This window comes from Pseudomonas sp. p50(2008), from assembly GCF_015351605.1.
Lineage (GTDB): Bacteria > Pseudomonadota > Gammaproteobacteria > Pseudomonadales > Pseudomonadaceae > Aquipseudomonas.
Genome location: NZ_JACMYF010000008.1, coordinates 322,149 through 338,280, shown reverse-complemented (window position 1 = coordinate 338,280; position 16,132 = coordinate 322,149). Strand labels below are relative to the sequence as shown.

General features: G+C 60.8%; 21 protein-coding genes. 13 read left to right on the top strand and 8 right to left on the bottom strand.

Going from position 1 to position 16,132, the window contains the following annotated elements; translation table 11 throughout:
- Positions 1-50 precede the first annotated feature (50 nt).
- From H7698_RS23170 to H7698_RS23150, 5 genes are all read right to left on the bottom strand, one after another.
- The gene (locus tag H7698_RS23170) at positions 51-749 is read right to left on the bottom strand and encodes an OmpW/AlkL family protein (protein WP_162438861.1); all 699 of its coding nucleotides are present in this window, start codon (positions 747-749) and stop codon (positions 51-53) included.
- Positions 750-996: 247 nt separating this feature from the next.
- The gene (locus H7698_RS23165) at positions 997-1,515 is read right to left on the bottom strand and encodes a DUF3299 domain-containing protein (RefSeq protein ID WP_162438862.1); all 519 of its coding nucleotides are present in this window, start codon (positions 1,513-1,515) and stop codon (positions 997-999) included.
- Positions 1,516-1,537: 22 nt separating this feature from the next.
- Positions 1,538-2,803: an ABC transporter permease gene (locus H7698_RS23160; protein ID WP_194692905.1), complete on the bottom strand. Its 1,266-nt coding sequence runs from the start codon at positions 2,801-2,803 to the stop codon at positions 1,538-1,540.
- Between the two features lies 1 nt (position 2,804).
- On the bottom strand, positions 2,805-3,515 hold the full coding sequence (locus tag H7698_RS23155; protein ID WP_162438864.1) for an ABC transporter ATP-binding protein: 711 nt from the start codon (positions 3,513-3,515) through the stop codon (positions 2,805-2,807).
- 48 nt (positions 3,516-3,563) lie between these two features.
- The gene (locus H7698_RS23150; RefSeq protein WP_194692904.1) at positions 3,564-4,163 is read right to left on the bottom strand and encodes a DUF2796 domain-containing protein; all 600 of its coding nucleotides are present in this window, start codon (positions 4,161-4,163) and stop codon (positions 3,564-3,566) included.
- Positions 4,164-4,299: 136 nt separating this feature from the next.
- Here H7698_RS23150 and H7698_RS23145 point away from each other — a divergent pair, with 136 nt between their 5' ends.
- Positions 4,300-4,653, top strand: a complete 354-nt coding sequence (locus H7698_RS23145) for a hypothetical protein (RefSeq protein WP_194692903.1) — start codon at positions 4,300-4,302, stop codon at positions 4,651-4,653.
- A gap of 66 nt (positions 4,654-4,719) precedes the next feature.
- Here H7698_RS23145 and trxA read toward each other — a convergent pair whose 3' ends face one another.
- From trxA to H7698_RS23130, 3 genes are all read right to left on the bottom strand, one after another.
- Positions 4,720-5,592 (bottom strand): thioredoxin, encoded by an 873-nt coding sequence (gene trxA, locus H7698_RS23140; protein WP_194692902.1) that lies wholly within the window; start codon positions 5,590-5,592, stop codon positions 4,720-4,722.
- Positions 5,593-5,760: 168 nt separating this feature from the next.
- On the bottom strand, positions 5,761-6,420 hold the full coding sequence (locus H7698_RS23135) for a class I SAM-dependent methyltransferase (protein ID WP_194692901.1): 660 nt from the start codon (positions 6,418-6,420) through the stop codon (positions 5,761-5,763).
- Positions 6,417-6,881, bottom strand: a complete 465-nt coding sequence (locus H7698_RS23130; protein ID WP_162438869.1) for a YbaY family lipoprotein — start codon at positions 6,879-6,881, stop codon at positions 6,417-6,419. Before H7698_RS23130 ends, H7698_RS23135 begins: the two co-directional genes overlap by 4 nt.
- A gap of 128 nt (positions 6,882-7,009) precedes the next feature.
- On the opposite strand from H7698_RS23130, the gene nrdR reads away from it, so the two are divergent.
- From nrdR to H7698_RS23070, 12 genes are all read left to right on the top strand, one after another.
- Positions 7,010-7,474 carry a transcriptional regulator NrdR gene (nrdR, locus tag H7698_RS23125; protein ID WP_003228656.1) on the top strand — a complete coding sequence of 155 codons (465 nt, stop codon included), beginning with the start codon at positions 7,010-7,012 and terminating at the stop codon, positions 7,472-7,474.
- Complete coding sequence (gene ribD, locus H7698_RS23120; protein WP_194692900.1) at positions 7,471-8,604, top strand: bifunctional diaminohydroxyphosphoribosylaminopyrimidine deaminase/5-amino-6-(5-phosphoribosylamino)uracil reductase RibD; 1,134 nt, start codon at positions 7,471-7,473, stop codon at positions 8,602-8,604. Before nrdR ends, ribD begins: the two co-directional genes overlap by 4 nt.
- Positions 8,605-8,650: 46 nt before the next feature.
- Positions 8,651-9,316, top strand: coding sequence for a riboflavin synthase (locus H7698_RS23115; RefSeq protein WP_162438871.1), 666 nt, complete (start codon positions 8,651-8,653; stop codon positions 9,314-9,316).
- Between the two features lie 16 nt (positions 9,317-9,332).
- Positions 9,333-10,424: a bifunctional 3,4-dihydroxy-2-butanone-4-phosphate synthase/GTP cyclohydrolase II gene (gene ribBA / locus H7698_RS23110; protein ID WP_162438872.1), complete on the top strand. Its 1,092-nt coding sequence runs from the start codon at positions 9,333-9,335 to the stop codon at positions 10,422-10,424.
- A 233-nt stretch (positions 10,425-10,657) separates the two neighbouring features.
- Complete coding sequence (gene ribH, locus H7698_RS23105) at positions 10,658-11,134, top strand: 6,7-dimethyl-8-ribityllumazine synthase (protein WP_003185938.1); 477 nt, start codon at positions 10,658-10,660, stop codon at positions 11,132-11,134.
- Complete coding sequence (gene nusB / locus H7698_RS23100; protein ID WP_162438873.1) at positions 11,131-11,631, top strand: transcription antitermination factor NusB; 501 nt, start codon at positions 11,131-11,133, stop codon at positions 11,629-11,631. The genes ribH and nusB overlap by 4 nt, the downstream gene beginning before the upstream one ends.
- A gap of 28 nt (positions 11,632-11,659) precedes the next feature.
- Positions 11,660-12,625 (top strand): thiamine-phosphate kinase, encoded by a 966-nt coding sequence (thiL, locus tag H7698_RS23095; RefSeq protein ID WP_194692899.1) that lies wholly within the window; start codon positions 11,660-11,662, stop codon positions 12,623-12,625.
- Positions 12,622-13,125 carry a phosphatidylglycerophosphatase A family protein gene (locus tag H7698_RS23090; protein WP_056743666.1) on the top strand — a complete coding sequence of 168 codons (504 nt, stop codon included), beginning with the start codon at positions 12,622-12,624 and terminating at the stop codon, positions 13,123-13,125. The genes thiL and H7698_RS23090 overlap by 4 nt, the downstream gene beginning before the upstream one ends.
- Before the next feature lie 23 nt (positions 13,126-13,148).
- Positions 13,149-13,883 (top strand): substrate-binding periplasmic protein, encoded by a 735-nt coding sequence (locus tag H7698_RS23085; protein WP_194692898.1) that lies wholly within the window; start codon positions 13,149-13,151, stop codon positions 13,881-13,883.
- Positions 13,884-14,205: 322 nt separating this feature from the next.
- Positions 14,206-14,823: a GTP cyclohydrolase II gene (gene ribA / locus H7698_RS23080; protein ID WP_162441029.1), complete on the top strand. Its 618-nt coding sequence runs from the start codon at positions 14,206-14,208 to the stop codon at positions 14,821-14,823.
- On the top strand, positions 14,820-15,239 hold the full coding sequence (locus H7698_RS23075; protein ID WP_162441030.1) for an MFS transporter: 420 nt from the start codon (positions 14,820-14,822) through the stop codon (positions 15,237-15,239). The genes ribA and H7698_RS23075 overlap by 4 nt, the downstream gene beginning before the upstream one ends.
- Complete coding sequence (locus tag H7698_RS23070; RefSeq protein ID WP_194692897.1) at positions 15,239-16,039, top strand: cobalamin-binding protein; 801 nt, start codon at positions 15,239-15,241, stop codon at positions 16,037-16,039. The genes H7698_RS23075 and H7698_RS23070 overlap by 1 nt, the downstream gene beginning before the upstream one ends.
- Positions 16,040-16,132 lie beyond the last annotated feature (93 nt).

The window sequence follows — 16,132 nt, the reverse complement described above, 5'->3', positions numbered from 1 at the left end:
CTGTGGCGCGGGAGCAAGCTCCCTCGCCACAAAAGCAGTCCACGTCTGTATTAAAACTTGTAACCCAGACCCACCATGTACACGAACGGGTCCACATCCACATTGACTTTGGCCCGGGTGCCCGGCGCCACAGCGTTGTTTTCCACGGTCGCCGTCGTGTCGATATCGATGTAACGCGCCTGGGCGTTGAGCATGATGTTGTCGGTAATCATGTAGTCGGCACCGATCTGGAACGCCATGCCCCAGGAGTTCTCCGCCTTGAAGTTGCTGAAGCCGTTGGCGCTGGCTTCGCTGCCGACGTGCTCGTCGTAGATCCAGGTGTAGTTGATACCGGCACCGACGTAAGGCTGGAACGCGGACTTATGGTCCAGCGGGTAGTACACGATGCTCAAGGTGGGCGGCAGGTGTTTCAGGGTGCCGAGTTTGCCGTTGGCCGCGCCCAGGGCGGTGCCTTTGAGCTTCACGTCATGCTCGAACGGCGAGGCTGCGAGCAACTCGATGCCCCAGTTATTGTTGAGCATGTAAGCGAAGTTCAAACCCAGCTGCGTGTCGCTGCTCATGGTGGCCTTGCCGCCCAGATCGGCACCTGCCAACGGGCCTTGGTCGACCTTGACGCTGGAGCTGTCAGCTTTCGGGTTAACGGTGATCGCACCGGCACGAACGATGATGTCACCCGCTTCGTGGGCGTAGGCGAGCGGGGCTGCGAGCGCGAGGGCAAACAGCGAAGCGCTGAGCAAGGACTTGTGCATGTGGGCTCCAAAGGACGTTAAAAGTTTTCGATGTCCAATGGTAAGGCGGCTAACAATCCGGTCTTTTGATACAGCTCAATGAAACGATGATGTCCTTGGTTTTTGTGGAACCTTTGTGAGCCCTATCGCGAGCAGGCTCACTCCTGCATTGGTCCTGCGCATCAACACAAATCCCCTGTGGGAGTGAGCCTGCTCCAGGCGCCGCTCCGACGATAGCTATCGACCCCTCAACACAAGACCACCTGATTCACTCCGGCAGCTCATACACATAAATCTTGTCCGCCTCCATCTGATACCCCGCATCCGCCAATTCGCTGGTGGAGGCTTTGACCTGCAACGCCCCCTCGATCCAGTACGGTTGGTACAGCTCATCCAGCTTCACGCCCACCTCGCTTTTCACATGCACGATCTGGTTCGACGGCGGTGGCGGGACGTGGATGCACGCGCCGAAATACGGCACCAGCAAAAACTCGGTGGTGCGCCCGTCTTCATTGACTTCCAGTGGCACGATATAGCCGGGCAGCCGGATGCTCTGACCGTCGAGACCTTTCACCACCGGCGCATTGGGCATGTCCTGCTTCGCCGCTGGTGCCGATTCGGCGGACAGCGCGTTGCTCATCTGCGACAGGTCGTGCAACGGCGTCATGTTGGGTACTTCAGGCGCGGCGTCCGGCGGGATCATTTCCGACCAGGTCAGGTCTTTCGGCTCGGCCGCCCACAGGGGCAGGGCGACCAGCATCAACAGCGCAAGCAGAGCGCGGGGCATATTCAGTCTCTTCATGGAGCATTCATAATCGGATCGACAGGCCATCGGCCAGAGATTGGCGATACGCACACCAGGCCGGCACGCTGCCCATCAACAACGCGGCGCCCAGAATGCCACCGAGCAGCGTCCATTCATATTCGCTTGGCCACGCCAATGGCAGAAACAACCCGTAATTTGCCTGCACGTAACCCTGGGCCGCCGCGATGCAGACGTACAGTAGCGCCACGCCGGCAATCACCCCGGACAAGGCGAGAGCAAACGCCTCCAGTACCAGCAACGATGCGATATGCCACGGCCGAGCGCCCACCGAACGCAAGATGGCCATCTCTCGACGGCGCTCGTTGAGGCTGGTGAGAATCGCCGTGAGCATCCCGATCAATCCAGTCAACACCACGAACAGCGAGACCACGAACAAGGCTTTTTCCGCCGTGCTCATCAAGCTCCACAATTCCTGCAACGCGACGCCGGGCAGGATGGCGAGCATCGGTTCACCGCGGAATTCGTTGATCTCCCGTTGCACGGCGAAGGTCGAAATCTTGCTGTTGAGACCCAGCATGAACGCCGTGATCGCTTGCGGTGTGAGGTCCATGTTGCGCGCCTGATCGGCACTGATCCGGCCTTTGCCCTGGGCCGGCACGCCGTTGTGCCAATCGACGTGAATCGCTTCCATACCGCCGAGGCTGATGTGCAACGTGCGGTCAACCGGGGTACCCGTGCGTTTGAGAATGCCGACGACAGTGAAGGGCTTGTCGTCATGTTTTACCAGGCTGATCACCGCCACGCCGTGGGCCAGCACCAGTTTGTCACCGAGCTTGTAGTGCAGCGCATCGGCCACTTCGGCGCCGAGTACCACTTCAAAAGGGTCGGTGGCGAACGCACGGCCATCCGCCAATTCCAGATGCTGTTGGCGACCGTATTGATAATGTTCGAAGTACGCGTCGGTGGTGCCCATCACTCGATAGCCGCGGTGAGAATCGCCCAGCGACATCGGGATGGCCCACTTCACTTTCGGGTTGTTGGCGAAGTGCTCGAAGCTGTCCCAGCGGATGTTGTTGGTTGCATTGCCGATGCGAAACACCGAATACAGCAACAGGTTTACTGAACCCGAGCGTGCGCCGACGATCAGGTCGGTACCGCTGATGGTGCTGGCAAAACTGGCCTTGGCTTCGGTACGAACGCGTTCGACGGCCAGCAACAGGCACACCGACAGGGCGATGGCGAAAGCGGTGAGGATTGCGGTGAAACGGCGGTTAGCCAGGCTGGCCATGGCCAGACGAAACAAATACATCTCAAACCTCTTCGGGCGTGGCGGCGCGATTGAGTTCGGCCAGCGACAGATGACGGTCAAACAGCGGCGCGAGGCTTTGGTCGTGGCTGACGAACAACAGGCTGGAGCCCGCTTCACGGCATTCGGCGAACAGCAGGCGAATGAAATTCTCGCGGGCGTCGTAATCCAGGGCTGACGTCGGTTCGTCAGCGATGACCAGCTCGGGCTGACCGATCAACGCGCGTGCGGCCGCCACGCGTTGTTGCTGTCCGATCGACAGGGAATCGGCACGACGGCTGAGCAGGTTTTGATCCTTCAGGCCCAAGTGGGCGAGGAGGGTGGCCGCCGCCTGATCGACGCTGCCGTGGCGCTGGATCGCCCGTTCGGCGCGCAGTCTGGAGAAGTGGCAGGGCAGTTCGACGTTCTCCCGTACCGAGAGAAACGGCAGCAGGTTGAACTGCTGAAAAATGTAGCCGGTGTGATCAACGCGGAACGTGTCGCGGGCGCCGGCACCGAGCTCGGTCAGTTCCTGGCCAAGCAAGCGGATGCTGCCGCGATCTGGTTTCTGCACGCCGCCGAGCAAGCCCAGCAGGGTGGTTTTGCCACTGCCACTGGGGCCTTTGAGGAACAGGGTTTCGCCCGGTTCCAGGCGAAAAGCCGGGATGTCCAGCAGCAGCGGATGACCGGGCCAGCTGAAGCCCAGGTCGGATAGTTCTATCAGTGGTTTAGTCATAACACCCATTTCATGAACGCAGATAACCCTGTAGGAGCAAGGGTGGAGTCAGAATTTCAGCGCAGCCGCCTTGGCCGTCACTTCAACACCTTGCTGCCCGCTCGGGCCGATCAGTTGTACCTGAATTTTCTGGGTGGCCGGGAATGTGTTGAAGATGTTCGCCAGGTCCAGAGATGTCAGCGCGCCCGGTGCCGAGCACGTGAAGTGGTAATGGGCGTGAATTTCGCTGTGGTCGTGATGATGCTCGTCTTTCGCATCTTTATCGTGGCCATCTTCATCGTGATCATCATTGGCGTGCGGCTTGTCACCAAACAGCGGGCTTTCCAGTTTCTGTGTCGCGACCACGCAGCCGGCAGCTTTTGGCAGGTTGAACAGGGTCAGCGGTTTTTCCAGTTGCGCCCGAGCGGCGGCGACTTTGGCCTTGTCAGCGTCGGTGGTGGCAACGTGTTCGAAGCCCACCAGATTCATTGCCGGGCTTTCGAGCTCCAGATCCAGGGTCTGACCATCCAGCGCCGCGTTCAAGCGACCGACGCCGTGCTCATGGGCGGCGAGGCTGCCGTGTTCATGGTCGTGATCATGTTCTTGCGCCGCATGGGCGACAGCCAGCGGTAACAGGGCAAACGGCAGAGCGAGCAGCAGACGACGCATGTGAGGATCCCCGGATAGAAAGATGAAGATATTGTTATGTAATCTTATAACGTAAGTGCGGAGAGTTTGCCCGGCTGCTTGGCGTTGCACAAGCCCCATGGGAGCATGCAGGGAAGAAATGTGCAGGAGCGAGCTTATGTTGCGTATACGCGGAAGCATCGGCGATTGGCCGGTGGATTTGACGCTGGAAATGGATGACGGCGATTGGGCGCGGCTTGGCGCGCAGTTCCAGGTCACCCAGCCCGAGGCCAGTGCAGCTGCGGCCACGGCGAAACCGGTCAATCAGGACGATGCGCTTTGGCAGATCACCAAGGATCTGCTGCGCAAGGCCGGGCAATTGAGCGGGCCGGACTTGCTTGAGCAACTGGAAGGGCTGACCGGGAGCGCCGCATCGGGCAAACGCCTGTTGGTGCGCTTGCGCCACTGTGCGGAGGTGAAGGTGACAAGCGGCGGGGATACGCCGCTTTATAGCTGGATCGAGCACCTGTAGGCGCACAGCTTGCTGGCGATGGTGATCTGAAGTACGCCATCGCCGGCAAGCTGTGCTCCCACAAAATCAATACAGCGCGGCAAACAACTTGCGGCGGTACGTGGTCACCAGCGGATGGTCATTGCCGAGCAGTTCGAACACTTGCAGCAACGTCTTGTGCGGCAGACCTTCGTTGTAACTGCGATTGCGGATGAACAGCTTGAGCAGTGCATCCAGCGCCGCGTCGTACTGCTGGCGGGCCAACTGCTGAATCGCCAGTTGATAGACGGCTTCGTCGTCCTGAGGATTTTTCGCCAGTCGGGCTTTCAGGTCCGCCGCATCGGGAAGGTCCTTGGCCTGGCCGAGGAACTGGATCTGCGCCTTGGCACCGGCCAGGGCGGCCTTGTGTTCATCGCTCTTCACTGCGTCGAGCACGGTTTGGGCTTCACCCAGTTCGCCACGCTCGGTCAGGCAACGGGCATACAGGATCAGCGCCTTGGCGTTGGTGTTGTCTTCGCCCAACAGCACAGCCAGCACCGCTTCTGCATCGGCAAAGCGACTGTCGTCGAACATCACCTGGGCTTGTTCGAACGGGTCGGCCGCAGCCGGTGGCGGCATCTGCACGTGAGGCTCCAGCATCGCGCGCACGGCGGATTCCGGCTGCGCACCGGCAAAGCCATCGACCGGTTGGCCATCCTTGAACAGCACCACGGTCGGCAGGCTTTGAATGCCGAAACGGGCGACGATGTCCTGTTCCAGATCGCAGTTGACCTTGGCCAGCAGCAACTCGCCCTGATAGCTCTCGGCAATGGTCTGCAGCATCGGCATCAGCACTTTGCAGGGCGCGCACCATTCGGCCCAGAAATCCACCAGCACGGGCTTGTGGAAGGAGTTCTCGATCACCGACTGTTGGAAATCGGCAGTCGTGGCGTCGAAGATGTACGGCGTTTCCTGACTCATGGGGGATCTCGTAAAAGCGTGGATGGGGCAACTATAAGGCTTGGCGGGGGGTGGCCGGAAGCGGGGGGTGACCGGGAGCGTTGTGTCGCCTGATCTGACGCTTCGCCGGCAGGCTGGCTCCCACCATGAATGCGGCCAACTGTGGGAGCCAGCCTGCTGGCGATGGCGTCAGACAGGGCGCCGCGCGTGGTACAGGCTCACATGCCGGAACTCCTCCGGCTCGGCCAGATCCGGCAGTGTCATGGCTTCCAGCATTTCGATGCGCTGATACAGAGGATGCCTGAAATCACGCACCCGCGAATCCGCGACCAATGCGTCCCGCCCGCGCGTCAGGAACTCGTCGAGCAGCGGCAGGTTCGCCCGGTCGTACAACACGTCGGCGACAAGGATCAGGTCGAAGCGATCGGCCTCGGCGAAAAAGTCCGTCGAGTAGCTGAGCTCTACGTCATTGAGTTCGGCATTCGCCCGACAGGCGGCAATCGCCAGTGGGTCGAGATCGCAAGCCACCACTTCGAGTGCCCCGGCCTTGAGTGCCGCAATCCCTGCCACGCCGGAACCCGCACCGAAGTCCAGCACACGCTTGCCCTCGACCCACCGCGGGTTTTGCGCAAGGTAGCGGGCCACGGCCAGGCCACTGGCCCAGCAGAAACTCCAGTACGGCGGCTCGTGCAGAATCCGTCGGGTTTCTTCCGGGCTGAAGGCTCGGTCCATCTTGTCACCGTCGATCAACCAGAGCTGCAGTTCAGTCCCGGGCAATGCGACCGGAACAAGCTGCGCATCACCGAGCAGTTCACCCAACGCGTGTTGCAGGTCGAGCGGTGCAATCATGGCGCTTTGACGAATTGCAGCTGACCCACGGTCTGAGTCGTTGGCTGCGTAATGACTTGCGACGGCAGATGCAGGATCAGCTGTCCGGACTGGCTGGCGCGGCCTCGCAGTTCCACCCGTTGACCTGCCGGAAAGGAATCCGGATTGAAGCGCAGGTGAAACGGCAGGATCTGGTTGGTGCCGATCAGGCTGGAACTGGCGAGCAATTGCTGCGGGCGATCCTTGCTGTCGATCACCAGCAGTGCCAGTTCGACTTCGGCGCCGGCCGGCACGCCTTGCAGGGTACCGCTCAGTTCACGCTGGTACGCCGGTAGCGGGCCGAGGTTGGCCGACTCCTGGGCTTTTTTCTGCGCAGCCTGCGGCGCCGGGCCTGGTGTCGGAGGCTGAGGCTTGGGCGCATCGCTGCTGCAGGCCACCAGCAGGCTGAAAAGACTGAGCAAAACGAGCGGTCTGAGTGACATTTGCGGCTCCAGCAAGGTGAAATCCATGGATCGATCTATATAGCCAGTCTGTATACCGCAAACCCTATGGCTTGTCTTGCCACCGGGATGCGCTACCATGGCCCTCCCTTTTTTTGTTGCCTGCCACCATGCACTGTCCCTTCTGCGGTGCCAACGACACCAAGGTCATCGACTCGCGTCTGGTCGCCGAGGGCGAACAGGTGCGCCGCCGGCGTGAATGCCTGGCCTGCGGCGAACGTTTCACGACGTTCGAGACGGCTGAACTGGTGTTGCCGCGCCTGATCAAAACCGACGGCAGTCGTCAGCCGTTCGACGAAGAAAAACTTCGCGCCGGCATGCAGCGCGCCCTCGAGAAACGCCCGGTCAGTGTCGAGCGCCTCGAATCGTCGCTGGTGCACATCAAACACAAACTGCGAGCCACCGGTGAGCGCGAGGTCAAATCCCTCGTGGTCGGTGAACTGGTGATGGCCGAGCTGCAAAAGCTCGACGAAGTCGCCTATATCCGCTTCGCTTCGGTGTATCGCCGCTTCCAGGACCTCAACGAGTTCCGCGAAGAGATCGATCGCCTGGCCCGTGAACCGGTAAAAGAATGACCACCTCTCCCGAACAGACCATCCTCGACGCTCACTACATGGCCCGTGCCCTGGAACTGGCGCGCAAAGGTCACTACACGACGCACCCCAACCCGCGGGTGGGTTGTGTGATCGTGAGTGACGGGCAGATCGTCGGCGAAGGCTGGCATGTGCGCACCGGTGAGCCCCACGCCGAAGTCCACGCCCTGCGTGCCGCCGGTGACAAGGCCCGTGGCGCCACCGCCTACGTGACCCTCGAACCGTGCAGCCACCATGGGCGTACGCCGCCCTGCGCCGATGCGCTGGTCAACGCCGGTGTGGCACGTGTGGTCGCCGCGATGCAGGACCCGAATCCGTCAGTCGCCGGTCGTGGCATGCAGCGTTTGGCCCAGGCCGGAATATCCGTCGAAAGCGGTGTGCTGGAAGGTGAGGCCCGAAAGCTTAATCAGGGTTTCCTGAAACGCATGGAACACGGCTTGCCGTTCGTGCGGGTCAAACTGGCCATGAGCCTCGACGGTCGCACGGCGATGGAAAGCGGCGAAAGCCAATGGATCACCGGTCCGGCGGCACGCTCTGCGGTTCAGCGTCTGCGCGCGGAGGCCAGTGTGGTTCTGACCGGCGCTGACACCGTGCTGGCAGACAATGCGCGTTTGACCGTGCGCGCCGATGAATTGGGTCTGGATGCCGAGCAAACCGCGCAGGTGATGAGCCGTCTGCCCTTACGTGTGTTGATCGATGGCCGCCTGCGCGTGCCGCTCGATGCGCCGTTCTTCAAGGCGGGCCCGGCCCTGGTGGCCACCTGCATGGCCATCGAAGAGCAATATGCCAACGGGCCGGAATGTCTGATCGTGGCCGGCAGCGATGGCCAGGTCGACCTGCGCAAACTGCTGGTTGAACTGGCGGCGCGCGGTGTCAACGATGTGCTGGTGGAAGCCGGCCCGCGACTGGCGGGTGCTTTTGCCCAGCAAGGCCTGGTCGATGAATTCCAGATTTTCATCGCTGGCAAGTTCCTGGGCTCTTCGGCACGCCCGCTGCTGGACTGGCCGCTCGCGCAAATGAAAGACGCGCCCGAGCTCAAAATCACCGAAATTCGCGCGGTTGGCGATGACTGGCGGGTCACTGCCATTCCTGTGCCAGCAGCGAGCGTATAATTCCCGGCCATCGCCACAGCGCTGGCCTGTTCTCGAGGAGGACTCCATGTTTACCGGCATCATCGAATCCATCGGCAGTATTCGTGCATTGACCCCAAAAGGCGGAGATGTGCGGGTACACGTAGAAACCGGCAAGCTCGATCTGAGCGACGTCAAACTGGGCGACAGCATTGCGGTCAACGGCGTCTGCCTGACTGCGGTTGAACTGCCAGGTAACGGTTTTGCGGCGGACGTCAGTCGCGAAACCCTCGACTGCACCGCCATGAATGATCTGAAAAGCGGCAGCCCGGTCAACCTGGAGAAAGCCCTGACCCCGACCACTCGCCTGGGTGGGCATCTGGTCAGCGGTCACGTCGATGGCGTGGGTGAAGTAGTGACCCGCACCGAGAATGCCCGGGCTGTGGAGTTTCGCATCCGCGCACCGAAAGAACTGGCCAAGTACATCGCCCATAAAGGCTCGATCACCGTCGACGGCACCAGCCTGACCGTGAACGCGGTCGATGGCGCCGAATTCCTGCTGACGATCATTCCGCACACCCTGAGCGAGACCATCATGGCGTCGTATCAGCCGGGTCGCCGGGTAAACCTGGAAGTGGACTTGCTGGCCCGTTACCTGGAGCGCTTGCTGCTGGGCGACAAGGCCGCAGAGCCAGCCGCCGGCAGCAACATTACTGAAAGCTTCCTGGCCCAAAACGGCTACCTCAAATCCTGACTCAAGGGGGTGCCTTGTGGCGCTCAATAGCATCGAAGAACTGGTTGAAGACATCCGCCAAGGCAAGATGGTCATCCTCATGGATGACGAAGATCGCGAGAATGAAGGCGACCTGATCATGGCCGCCGAGTGCTGCCAGCCCGAACACATCAACTTCATGGCCAAGCACGCCCGTGGCCTGATCTGCATGCCGATGAGCCGTGAGCGTTGCGAACTGCTGAAGCTGCCTTTGATGGCGCCGCGCAACGGTTCCGGTTTTGGCACCAAGTTCACTGTGTCCATCGAAGCCGCTACGGGCGTGACCACCGGTATCTCCGCCGCCGACCGTGCGCGCACCGTGCAAGCGGCTGCCGCGAAGGATGCGAAGGCTGAAGACATTGTCAGCCCCGGTCACATCTTCCCGCTGATGGCCCAGGCCGGCGGCACCCTGGCTCGTGCCGGTCACACCGAAGCAGCGTGCGACCTGGCGCGCATGGCCGGTTTCGAGCCAAGCGGCGTGATCTGCGAAGTGATGAACGACGACGGCACCATGTCCCGTCGCGCCGAACTGGAAGCGTTTGCCGCTGAACACAACATCAAGATCGGCACCATTGCCGACCTGATCCACTATCGGATGATCCACGAACGTACCGTTCAGCGGATTGCCGAGCAGCCGCTGGACAGCGAACTGGGCCAATTCAACCTGGTGACCTATCGTGATTCCGTGGAAGGCGACGTGCACATGGCACTGACCCTGGGCACCGTGTGCGCCGATGAACCGACACTGGTTCGCGTGCACAACATGGACCCGCTGCGCGACCTGCTGATGGTCAAACAGCCCGGCCGCTGGAGCCTGCGTGCCGCGATGGCTGCGGTCGCCGAGGCCGGCAGTGGCGTGGTGCTGTTGCTCGGGCATCCGCTCGATGGCGACGTGTTGCTCGCGCACATTCGCGAAACCGCCGATCAGACGGTCGTGAAAAAACCGACCACCTACAGCATTGTCGGTGCCGGTTCGCAGATCCTTCGGGACCTGGGCGTGCGAAAAATGCGCCTGATGAGTGCACCAATGAAATTTAATGCGATATCCGGTTTCGATCTGGAAGTTGTAGAATACGTGCCCTCCGAATAATGACCCGGAGATTCGTATTGCTGGCGTGTACCCGTTGTGGCGAGGGGATTCATCCCCGTTGGACTGCGTAGCAGTCCAAAAATAGGGGCCGCTGCGCAGCCCAACGGGGATAAATCCCCTCGCCACGGGGTGCATTTGAACAGCAATGCGGATTTTTCCGGCTGCGTATTCGTGGCTAATATCACTGAGGGATGCGTAAAAAACGCGTCCCGGCTCTTTAAGAGATCTAACGAATGACCCTGAAGACCATCGAAGGTACCTTCATCGCCCCTAAAGGCCGCTACGCTTTGGTAGTAGGCCGTTTCAACAGCTTCGTCGTTGAAAGTCTGGTCAGCGGTGCAGTTGATGCCCTGGTTCGCCATGGCGTGAGCGAAAGCGACATCACCATCATCCGCGCGCCTGGCGCCTTCGAAATTCCGCTGGTTGCGCAGAAAGTTGCTCAGAAAGGCGAATATGCAGCAATTATCGCCCTGGGCGCAGTCATTCGTGGCGGTACTCCGCACTTCGAATACGTGGCTGGCGAATGCACCAAGGGCCTGGCCCAGGTGTCCATGGAGTTTGGCGTACCGGTTGCCTTCGGCGTGCTGACCGTTGACTCCATCGAACAAGCCATCGAACGTTCCGGCACCAAGGCCGGTAACAAAGGTGCTGAAGCTGCCTTGTCCGCTCTGGAAATGGTCAGCCTGCTGGCGCAGTTGGAGGCCAAGTGATTAGCGACGAAAGCGATCGTTTCAACCCGCGCGATCCAAAGCCTGCGGATGCTGGTAAACCATCGAAAAGCGTCAAGCGTCGCGAAGCCCGTCAGCTCGCGACTCAAGCGCTGTACCAATGGCACATGGCCCGGCAATCGCTGAACGAGATCGAAGCGCAGTTCAGGGTCGATAACGATTTCAGTGATGTCGACGGTGCCTACTTCCGTGAAATCCTCCACGGGGTTCCGGCACAGAGAGACCGCATCGACGCCGCACTGGCGCCGTGCCTGGACATCACGATCGAAGAGCTGGACCCGGTTGAGCTGGCCGTACTGCGCCTCTCCACCTGGGAGCTGCTCGAGCGCGTCGATGTGCCGTACCGCGTTGTGATCAACGAAGGTATCGAGCTGGCGAAAGTCTTCGGTTCCACTGACGGCCACAAGTTCGTCAATGGTGTACTGGACAAGCTGGCTCCGCGTCTGCGTGAAGCTGAAGTGAAGGCGTACAAGCGCTAATCGGCGCTTGTACTGTCGGCACACAGCCATGGGCGAGTTTGAGCTGATCCGCAATTTCTTCGCCGCCGCGCCCTGTGCGCAAGGCGGCGAGGGCGTTGCTCTCGGCATCGGCGACGATTGCGCCTTGCTGGCTGTTCCCCCAGGGGAGCAGTTGGCCATTTCTACCGACACCCTCGTGGCCGGTGTGCATTTCGCAGATCCTTGCGACCCTTTTCTACTCGGCCAGCGTTCGCTTGCCGTCGCAGTCAGCGATCTGGCTGCCATGGGCGCCACGCCCGTTGCCTTTACCCTCGCCCTGACTGTGCCCACGGTAACCGCCGATTGGCTGGATGCGTATGCCCGTGGTTTAAACCTCATGGCCCAACGCTGCGGCGTGGCGCTGGTGGGCGGCGATACGACCCGTGGACCGCTGAGCCTGACCGTGACCGTATTGGGTCGCGTGCCAGCTGGCCGGGCTCACGTGCGCAGTGGCGCGAAGCCGGGTGACTTGTTGTGCGTCGGCGGTGAGCTGGGCAATGCCGCAGGCGCCTTGCCGCTGGTGCTTGGCCAGCGAACGGCCGAGGCAGCCATCGCCGATCCGCTGCTGGCGCACTATTGGTCACCACAACCGCAGCTTGAGTTGGGCAAAGCGCTACGGGGCAAGGCCACGTCGGCGCTGGATATCTCCGATGGCCTGCTGGCCGATTGCGGGCATATCGCCCTCGCGTCAAAGGTCGGCATTGAGGTCGTGAAGGACAAGTTGCCGTTGTCCAAAGCCCTGGTCGCCTTCCTCGGCCAATCGGGTGCCGAAGCCGCAGCCTTGAGCGGCGGTGACGATTATGTGCTGGCTTTCACGTTACCGTCCGTCGAGTTGCCGGCATTGCTGGCCGACGGCTGGCCCATCCATGTGGTCGGACGTGTAGTAACGGGGCATGGCGTCATGCTGCTGGATGCCGATGGACAAGACATCACCCCGCAAACCCGGGGCTACCAACATTTTCGGGAGACACCGTGACAGATCATCCCAAACAGGTCCCGGCGGAATTCGTACCGCCGTCGGTCTGGCGCAATCCATGGCATTTCCTGGCGTTCGGCTTCGGCTCGGGCACCCTGCCAAAAGCACCGGGCACCTGGGGGTCGTTGGTCGCGCTACCCTTTATCCCGCTATGGCAGATGCTGCCCGACTGGGGTTACTGGCTGATGCTGGGCATCACCATGCTGTTCGGCTTTTGGCTGTGCGGCAAGGTGGCCGACGATTTACGGGTACACGACCACGAAGGTATCGTCTGGGACGAGATGGTCGGCATGTGGATCACCCTGTGGCTGGTGCCCGAAGGCTGGTACTGGTTGCTCGCGGGGTTCCTGATGTTCCGGTTCTTCGACATCCTCAAGCCATGGCCGATTCGCTGGATCGACCGGCATGTGCACGGTGGCGTAGGGATCATGCTTGACGATGTATTGGCCGGTGTATTTGCCTGGCTGGGGATGCAAGGCCTGGTGTGGATTTTTGCTTGAGGGACTGATCAGGGGGACAAGGGATGGCTCGACGCGGTTTGGCGATGATTATTTTCGCACTGTTTTGCTCGCTGGTTCAGGCGGGCGAAACACCGACACCCTCTGTGATTCATCTGGCCAGCGAAGAATGGGAAGACTACACCGCTGCCGATGGCCACGGCCTGGCCTGGGACGTGTTGCGTGAAGTTTTCGAGCCCGCCGGCGTCAAACTGGACATCCGCTCCGAACCTTACACACGCTCTATCGGCCTGGCACAGCGCGGCGAAGTGGACGCTTGCGTCGGCGGTTATCGGGATGAAGTGAGCGACCTGCTTTATCCGCGCTGGAATTACGATACCGACCACATTTACGCCCTGGGGCTGGCGAGTAACCCGGCGCCGACGCTGGAAACCTTGGGCAATTACCGGCTGGCCTGGGTCCGGGGTTACCAATACCAGGCTTACCTGCCCAACGTGCATCGGTACAACGAAGTCATCCGTCGTACCGGGATCCTGTCGATGCTCACCCACGACCGCGCGGACTACTACATCGACGCGCTGACCGAGGTGGACTATGTGGTCAGTCGGGCCAAGGATCCGTCGCAGTTCCGCCGGACACATATCGCGGAATTGCCGCTTTACCTCTGTTTCGCCAATACACCTCAGGCGCGCTCCTTGATGGCGCTGTTCGATCGACGCATGGAACTGCTGGTCAATAGCGGCCAGCTGAAACCGATCTTCGAACGCTGGAAACAACCCTATCCATTCAACTCGAATTAACCCGTACCTGTAGCAGCTGGCGTTCGGTGGCCCCGTGGCGAGGGGATTTAGCGAAACGTCGCACCGCCCCGTTAGGCTGCACAGCAGTCGTAAATATTTTTAGGGCCGCTGCGCGACCCAACGGGGATAAATCCCCTCGCCACACGGCCGCCGAACGCAGGCTTCGCCAGCGGCTAAGGGGTTGTGCTGTATAGGTGTTGGGCGAGTGAGATCGAACATTTTGATTGTTATGCCCCATAATTCAGCCTAAGCGTCTGCTGGAACCTGCTGTTACAATGCCGCGTCTGCGAATCTCCAGTACCTTTAGATCAGGAGCACACCGGTGCCTGTCGTTTTTGTCGCCGCTTCCAAGCTGCCAACGCCTTTTGCGCAATTCACCATGCACGGCTTTCTCGATGAGGAAAACGGCCGCGAGCACGTCGTGCTGAGTCTGGGTGAATTCGACGATGGTGCCCCGGTACTCGGCCGGCTGCACTCTGAATGCCTGACGGGCGATGCCTTGTTCAGCCAGCGTTGCGACTGCGGTTCGCAGCTTGAGGCGGCGTTGCAAGCCATCGCCCGTGAAGGCCGTGGCGTATTGCTCTACTTGCGTCAGGAAGGCCGTGGTATTGGCCTGCTGAACAAGATCCGCGCCTACGAGTTGCAGGACGGCGGTGCCGATACTGTTGAAGCCAACGAACGCCTGGGCTTTGCCGCCGACCAGCGTGATTACGCCATGTGCCTGCCGATGCTTGAGCATCTGGGCGTGAAGTCCCTGCGACTGATGACGAACAACCCACGCAAGGTCAAAGCCTTGACCGACATGGGCATCGTGGTCGCCGAGCGCGTGCCGCTGCACACCGGGCACAACCCGCACAACAAACTTTACCTGGCTACCAAGGCCAGCAAGCTCGACCACATGATGGGCAACGAGCATCAGGGCGAGGTGGGTCGGGCGTGACGCGCGGTCAGGTCCGGCGGCGACTGTCCGTCAACTGGTGGCAATACCTGGCGCTGGCCTTGTTGCCACTGTTCGTGATCAACGGCGTCTTCGGACAAAGCGAGGCGATCCTCCCGGTGCTGGCAATGCCGATGTTCATTGCCGGTGTTGCCTCGATGTTTGTCAGCCTGAAATTTTTTGGTGGCTACAAGCACGGGCTGATCGCCACCCAGAAAGCCCTGGATACGCCTGAAGAGCCCGCCGCCTGGATTGCATTGGCCGCCAAGCGTCGTGTGGCGTTCCTGGCTGCATCGTTGCCCGCCTGGATCGGTGCCCTGGCGGTTTTCGTCGGTCTGGAAGCCGTGCCGCTGATGTTGCTGGCGCTGTCGACGATGGTGCTGTTCTACCTTTACCGTATTCCGCGTCAACTCGGCTGATGCTGCGTCATTGGCTGGCGGTTGTGTTGCTGACCGTCAGTGGCTCAGCTATTGCGGTAGAGCGGGTTGTCAGCCTTGCCCCATCCCTCTCGGAAATCGTCGTTGAACTGCATTCTGCCGACCTGCTGGTAGGCGTGCTGGATGCCGGCGAGCGTCCTGTCGAGATCGCGAACCTTGCTTCCGTAGGTCGCTACGGCCAGTTGGACATGGAGCGCCTGCTCAGTCTGAAACCTGACTTGCTGCTGCTCTGGCCCGGCAGCGTCGGCCCGGCGCAACGTGAACAGCTTGCGCGGTTGAACATCCCCACTTACGTAGCCGAACCCCATAACCTGGAGCAACTCACTCGGCAGATCGAGGCGATTGCCACACAACTTGGGCGACCCGAACGGGGCGTGGTGTTGGCAGCGAACCTGCGCCAGCGACTGGACTCCTTGCGTCAGCGCTACCGGCGGGATGAGCCGTTAAGAGTTTTTTATCAGGTATGGGATCGGCCGCTGTATACGGTCGGTGGCGGGCAGGTCATCAGCGATGCGCTGCAAGTGTGCGGGGCACGCAATGTGTTTGCCGACCTGGCGCTGCCTGCACCTCAGGTCAGCGTCGAGGCGGTCCTGCAGCGAAATCCCGACGTGATCCTGGCCAGTGATCAGGCGCAACTCGATGTGTGGAAAGCCTGGCCTCAGGTAGCCGCGGTGGCGCACGGGCAGTTGCTGCTCGTCACGGACAAAGGCCTGGAGCGACCGAGCGGCCAGATGATTGAAGCGACAGCGAAGCTGTGTAAGCTGATTGCGCCTGATCGCTGACCTGTGGCGAGGGGATTTATCCCCGTTGGGCTGCGAAGCAGCCCCAATATCTGACTACTCAATTTTCCTGTTAAACCGCATTTGCCGGTTTTG

Bases quoted from the DNA above. Each gene is read 5' to 3' on its own strand.
- H7698_RS23115 (WP_162438871.1), top strand. From the start codon at position 8,651: ATGTTTACCGGCATCATCGAATCCATCGGCAGTATTCGTGCATTGACC.
- H7698_RS23085 (WP_194692898.1), top strand. From the start codon at position 13,149: ATGGCTCGACGCGGTTTGGCGATGATTATTTTCGCACTGTTTTGCTCG.
- H7698_RS23150 (WP_194692904.1), bottom strand. From the start codon at position 4,163: ATGCGTCGTCTGCTGCTCGCTCTGCCGTTTGCCCTGTTACCGCTGGCT.
- ribD (WP_194692900.1), top strand. From the start codon at position 7,471: ATGACCACCTCTCCCGAACAGACCATCCTCGACGCTCACTACATGGCC.
- H7698_RS23070 (WP_194692897.1), top strand. From the start codon at position 15,239: ATGCTGCGTCATTGGCTGGCGGTTGTGTTGCTGACCGTCAGTGGCTCA.
- H7698_RS23155 (WP_162438864.1), bottom strand. From the start codon at position 3,515: ATGACTAAACCACTGATAGAACTATCCGACCTGGGCTTCAGCTGGCCC.
- H7698_RS23165 (WP_162438862.1), bottom strand. From the start codon at position 1,515: ATGCCCCGCGCTCTGCTTGCGCTGTTGATGCTGGTCGCCCTGCCCCTG.
- H7698_RS23160 (WP_194692905.1), bottom strand. From the start codon at position 2,803: ATGTATTTGTTTCGTCTGGCCATGGCCAGCCTGGCTAACCGCCGTTTC.
- H7698_RS23145 (WP_194692903.1), top strand. From the start codon at position 4,300: ATGTTGCGTATACGCGGAAGCATCGGCGATTGGCCGGTGGATTTGACG.
- trxA (WP_194692902.1), bottom strand. From the start codon at position 5,592: ATGAGTCAGGAAACGCCGTACATCTTCGACGCCACGACTGCCGATTTC.
- H7698_RS23170 (WP_162438861.1), bottom strand. From the start codon at position 749: ATGCACAAGTCCTTGCTCAGCGCTTCGCTGTTTGCCCTCGCGCTCGCA.
- H7698_RS23135 (WP_194692901.1), bottom strand. From the start codon at position 6,420: ATGATTGCACCGCTCGACCTGCAACACGCGTTGGGTGAACTGCTCGGT.
- H7698_RS23130 (WP_162438869.1), bottom strand. From the start codon at position 6,881: ATGTCACTCAGACCGCTCGTTTTGCTCAGTCTTTTCAGCCTGCTGGTG.
- ribH (WP_003185938.1), top strand. From the start codon at position 10,658: ATGACCCTGAAGACCATCGAAGGTACCTTCATCGCCCCTAAAGGCCGC.
- nrdR (WP_003228656.1), top strand. From the start codon at position 7,010: ATGCACTGTCCCTTCTGCGGTGCCAACGACACCAAGGTCATCGACTCG.
- thiL (WP_194692899.1), top strand. From the start codon at position 11,660: ATGGGCGAGTTTGAGCTGATCCGCAATTTCTTCGCCGCCGCGCCCTGT.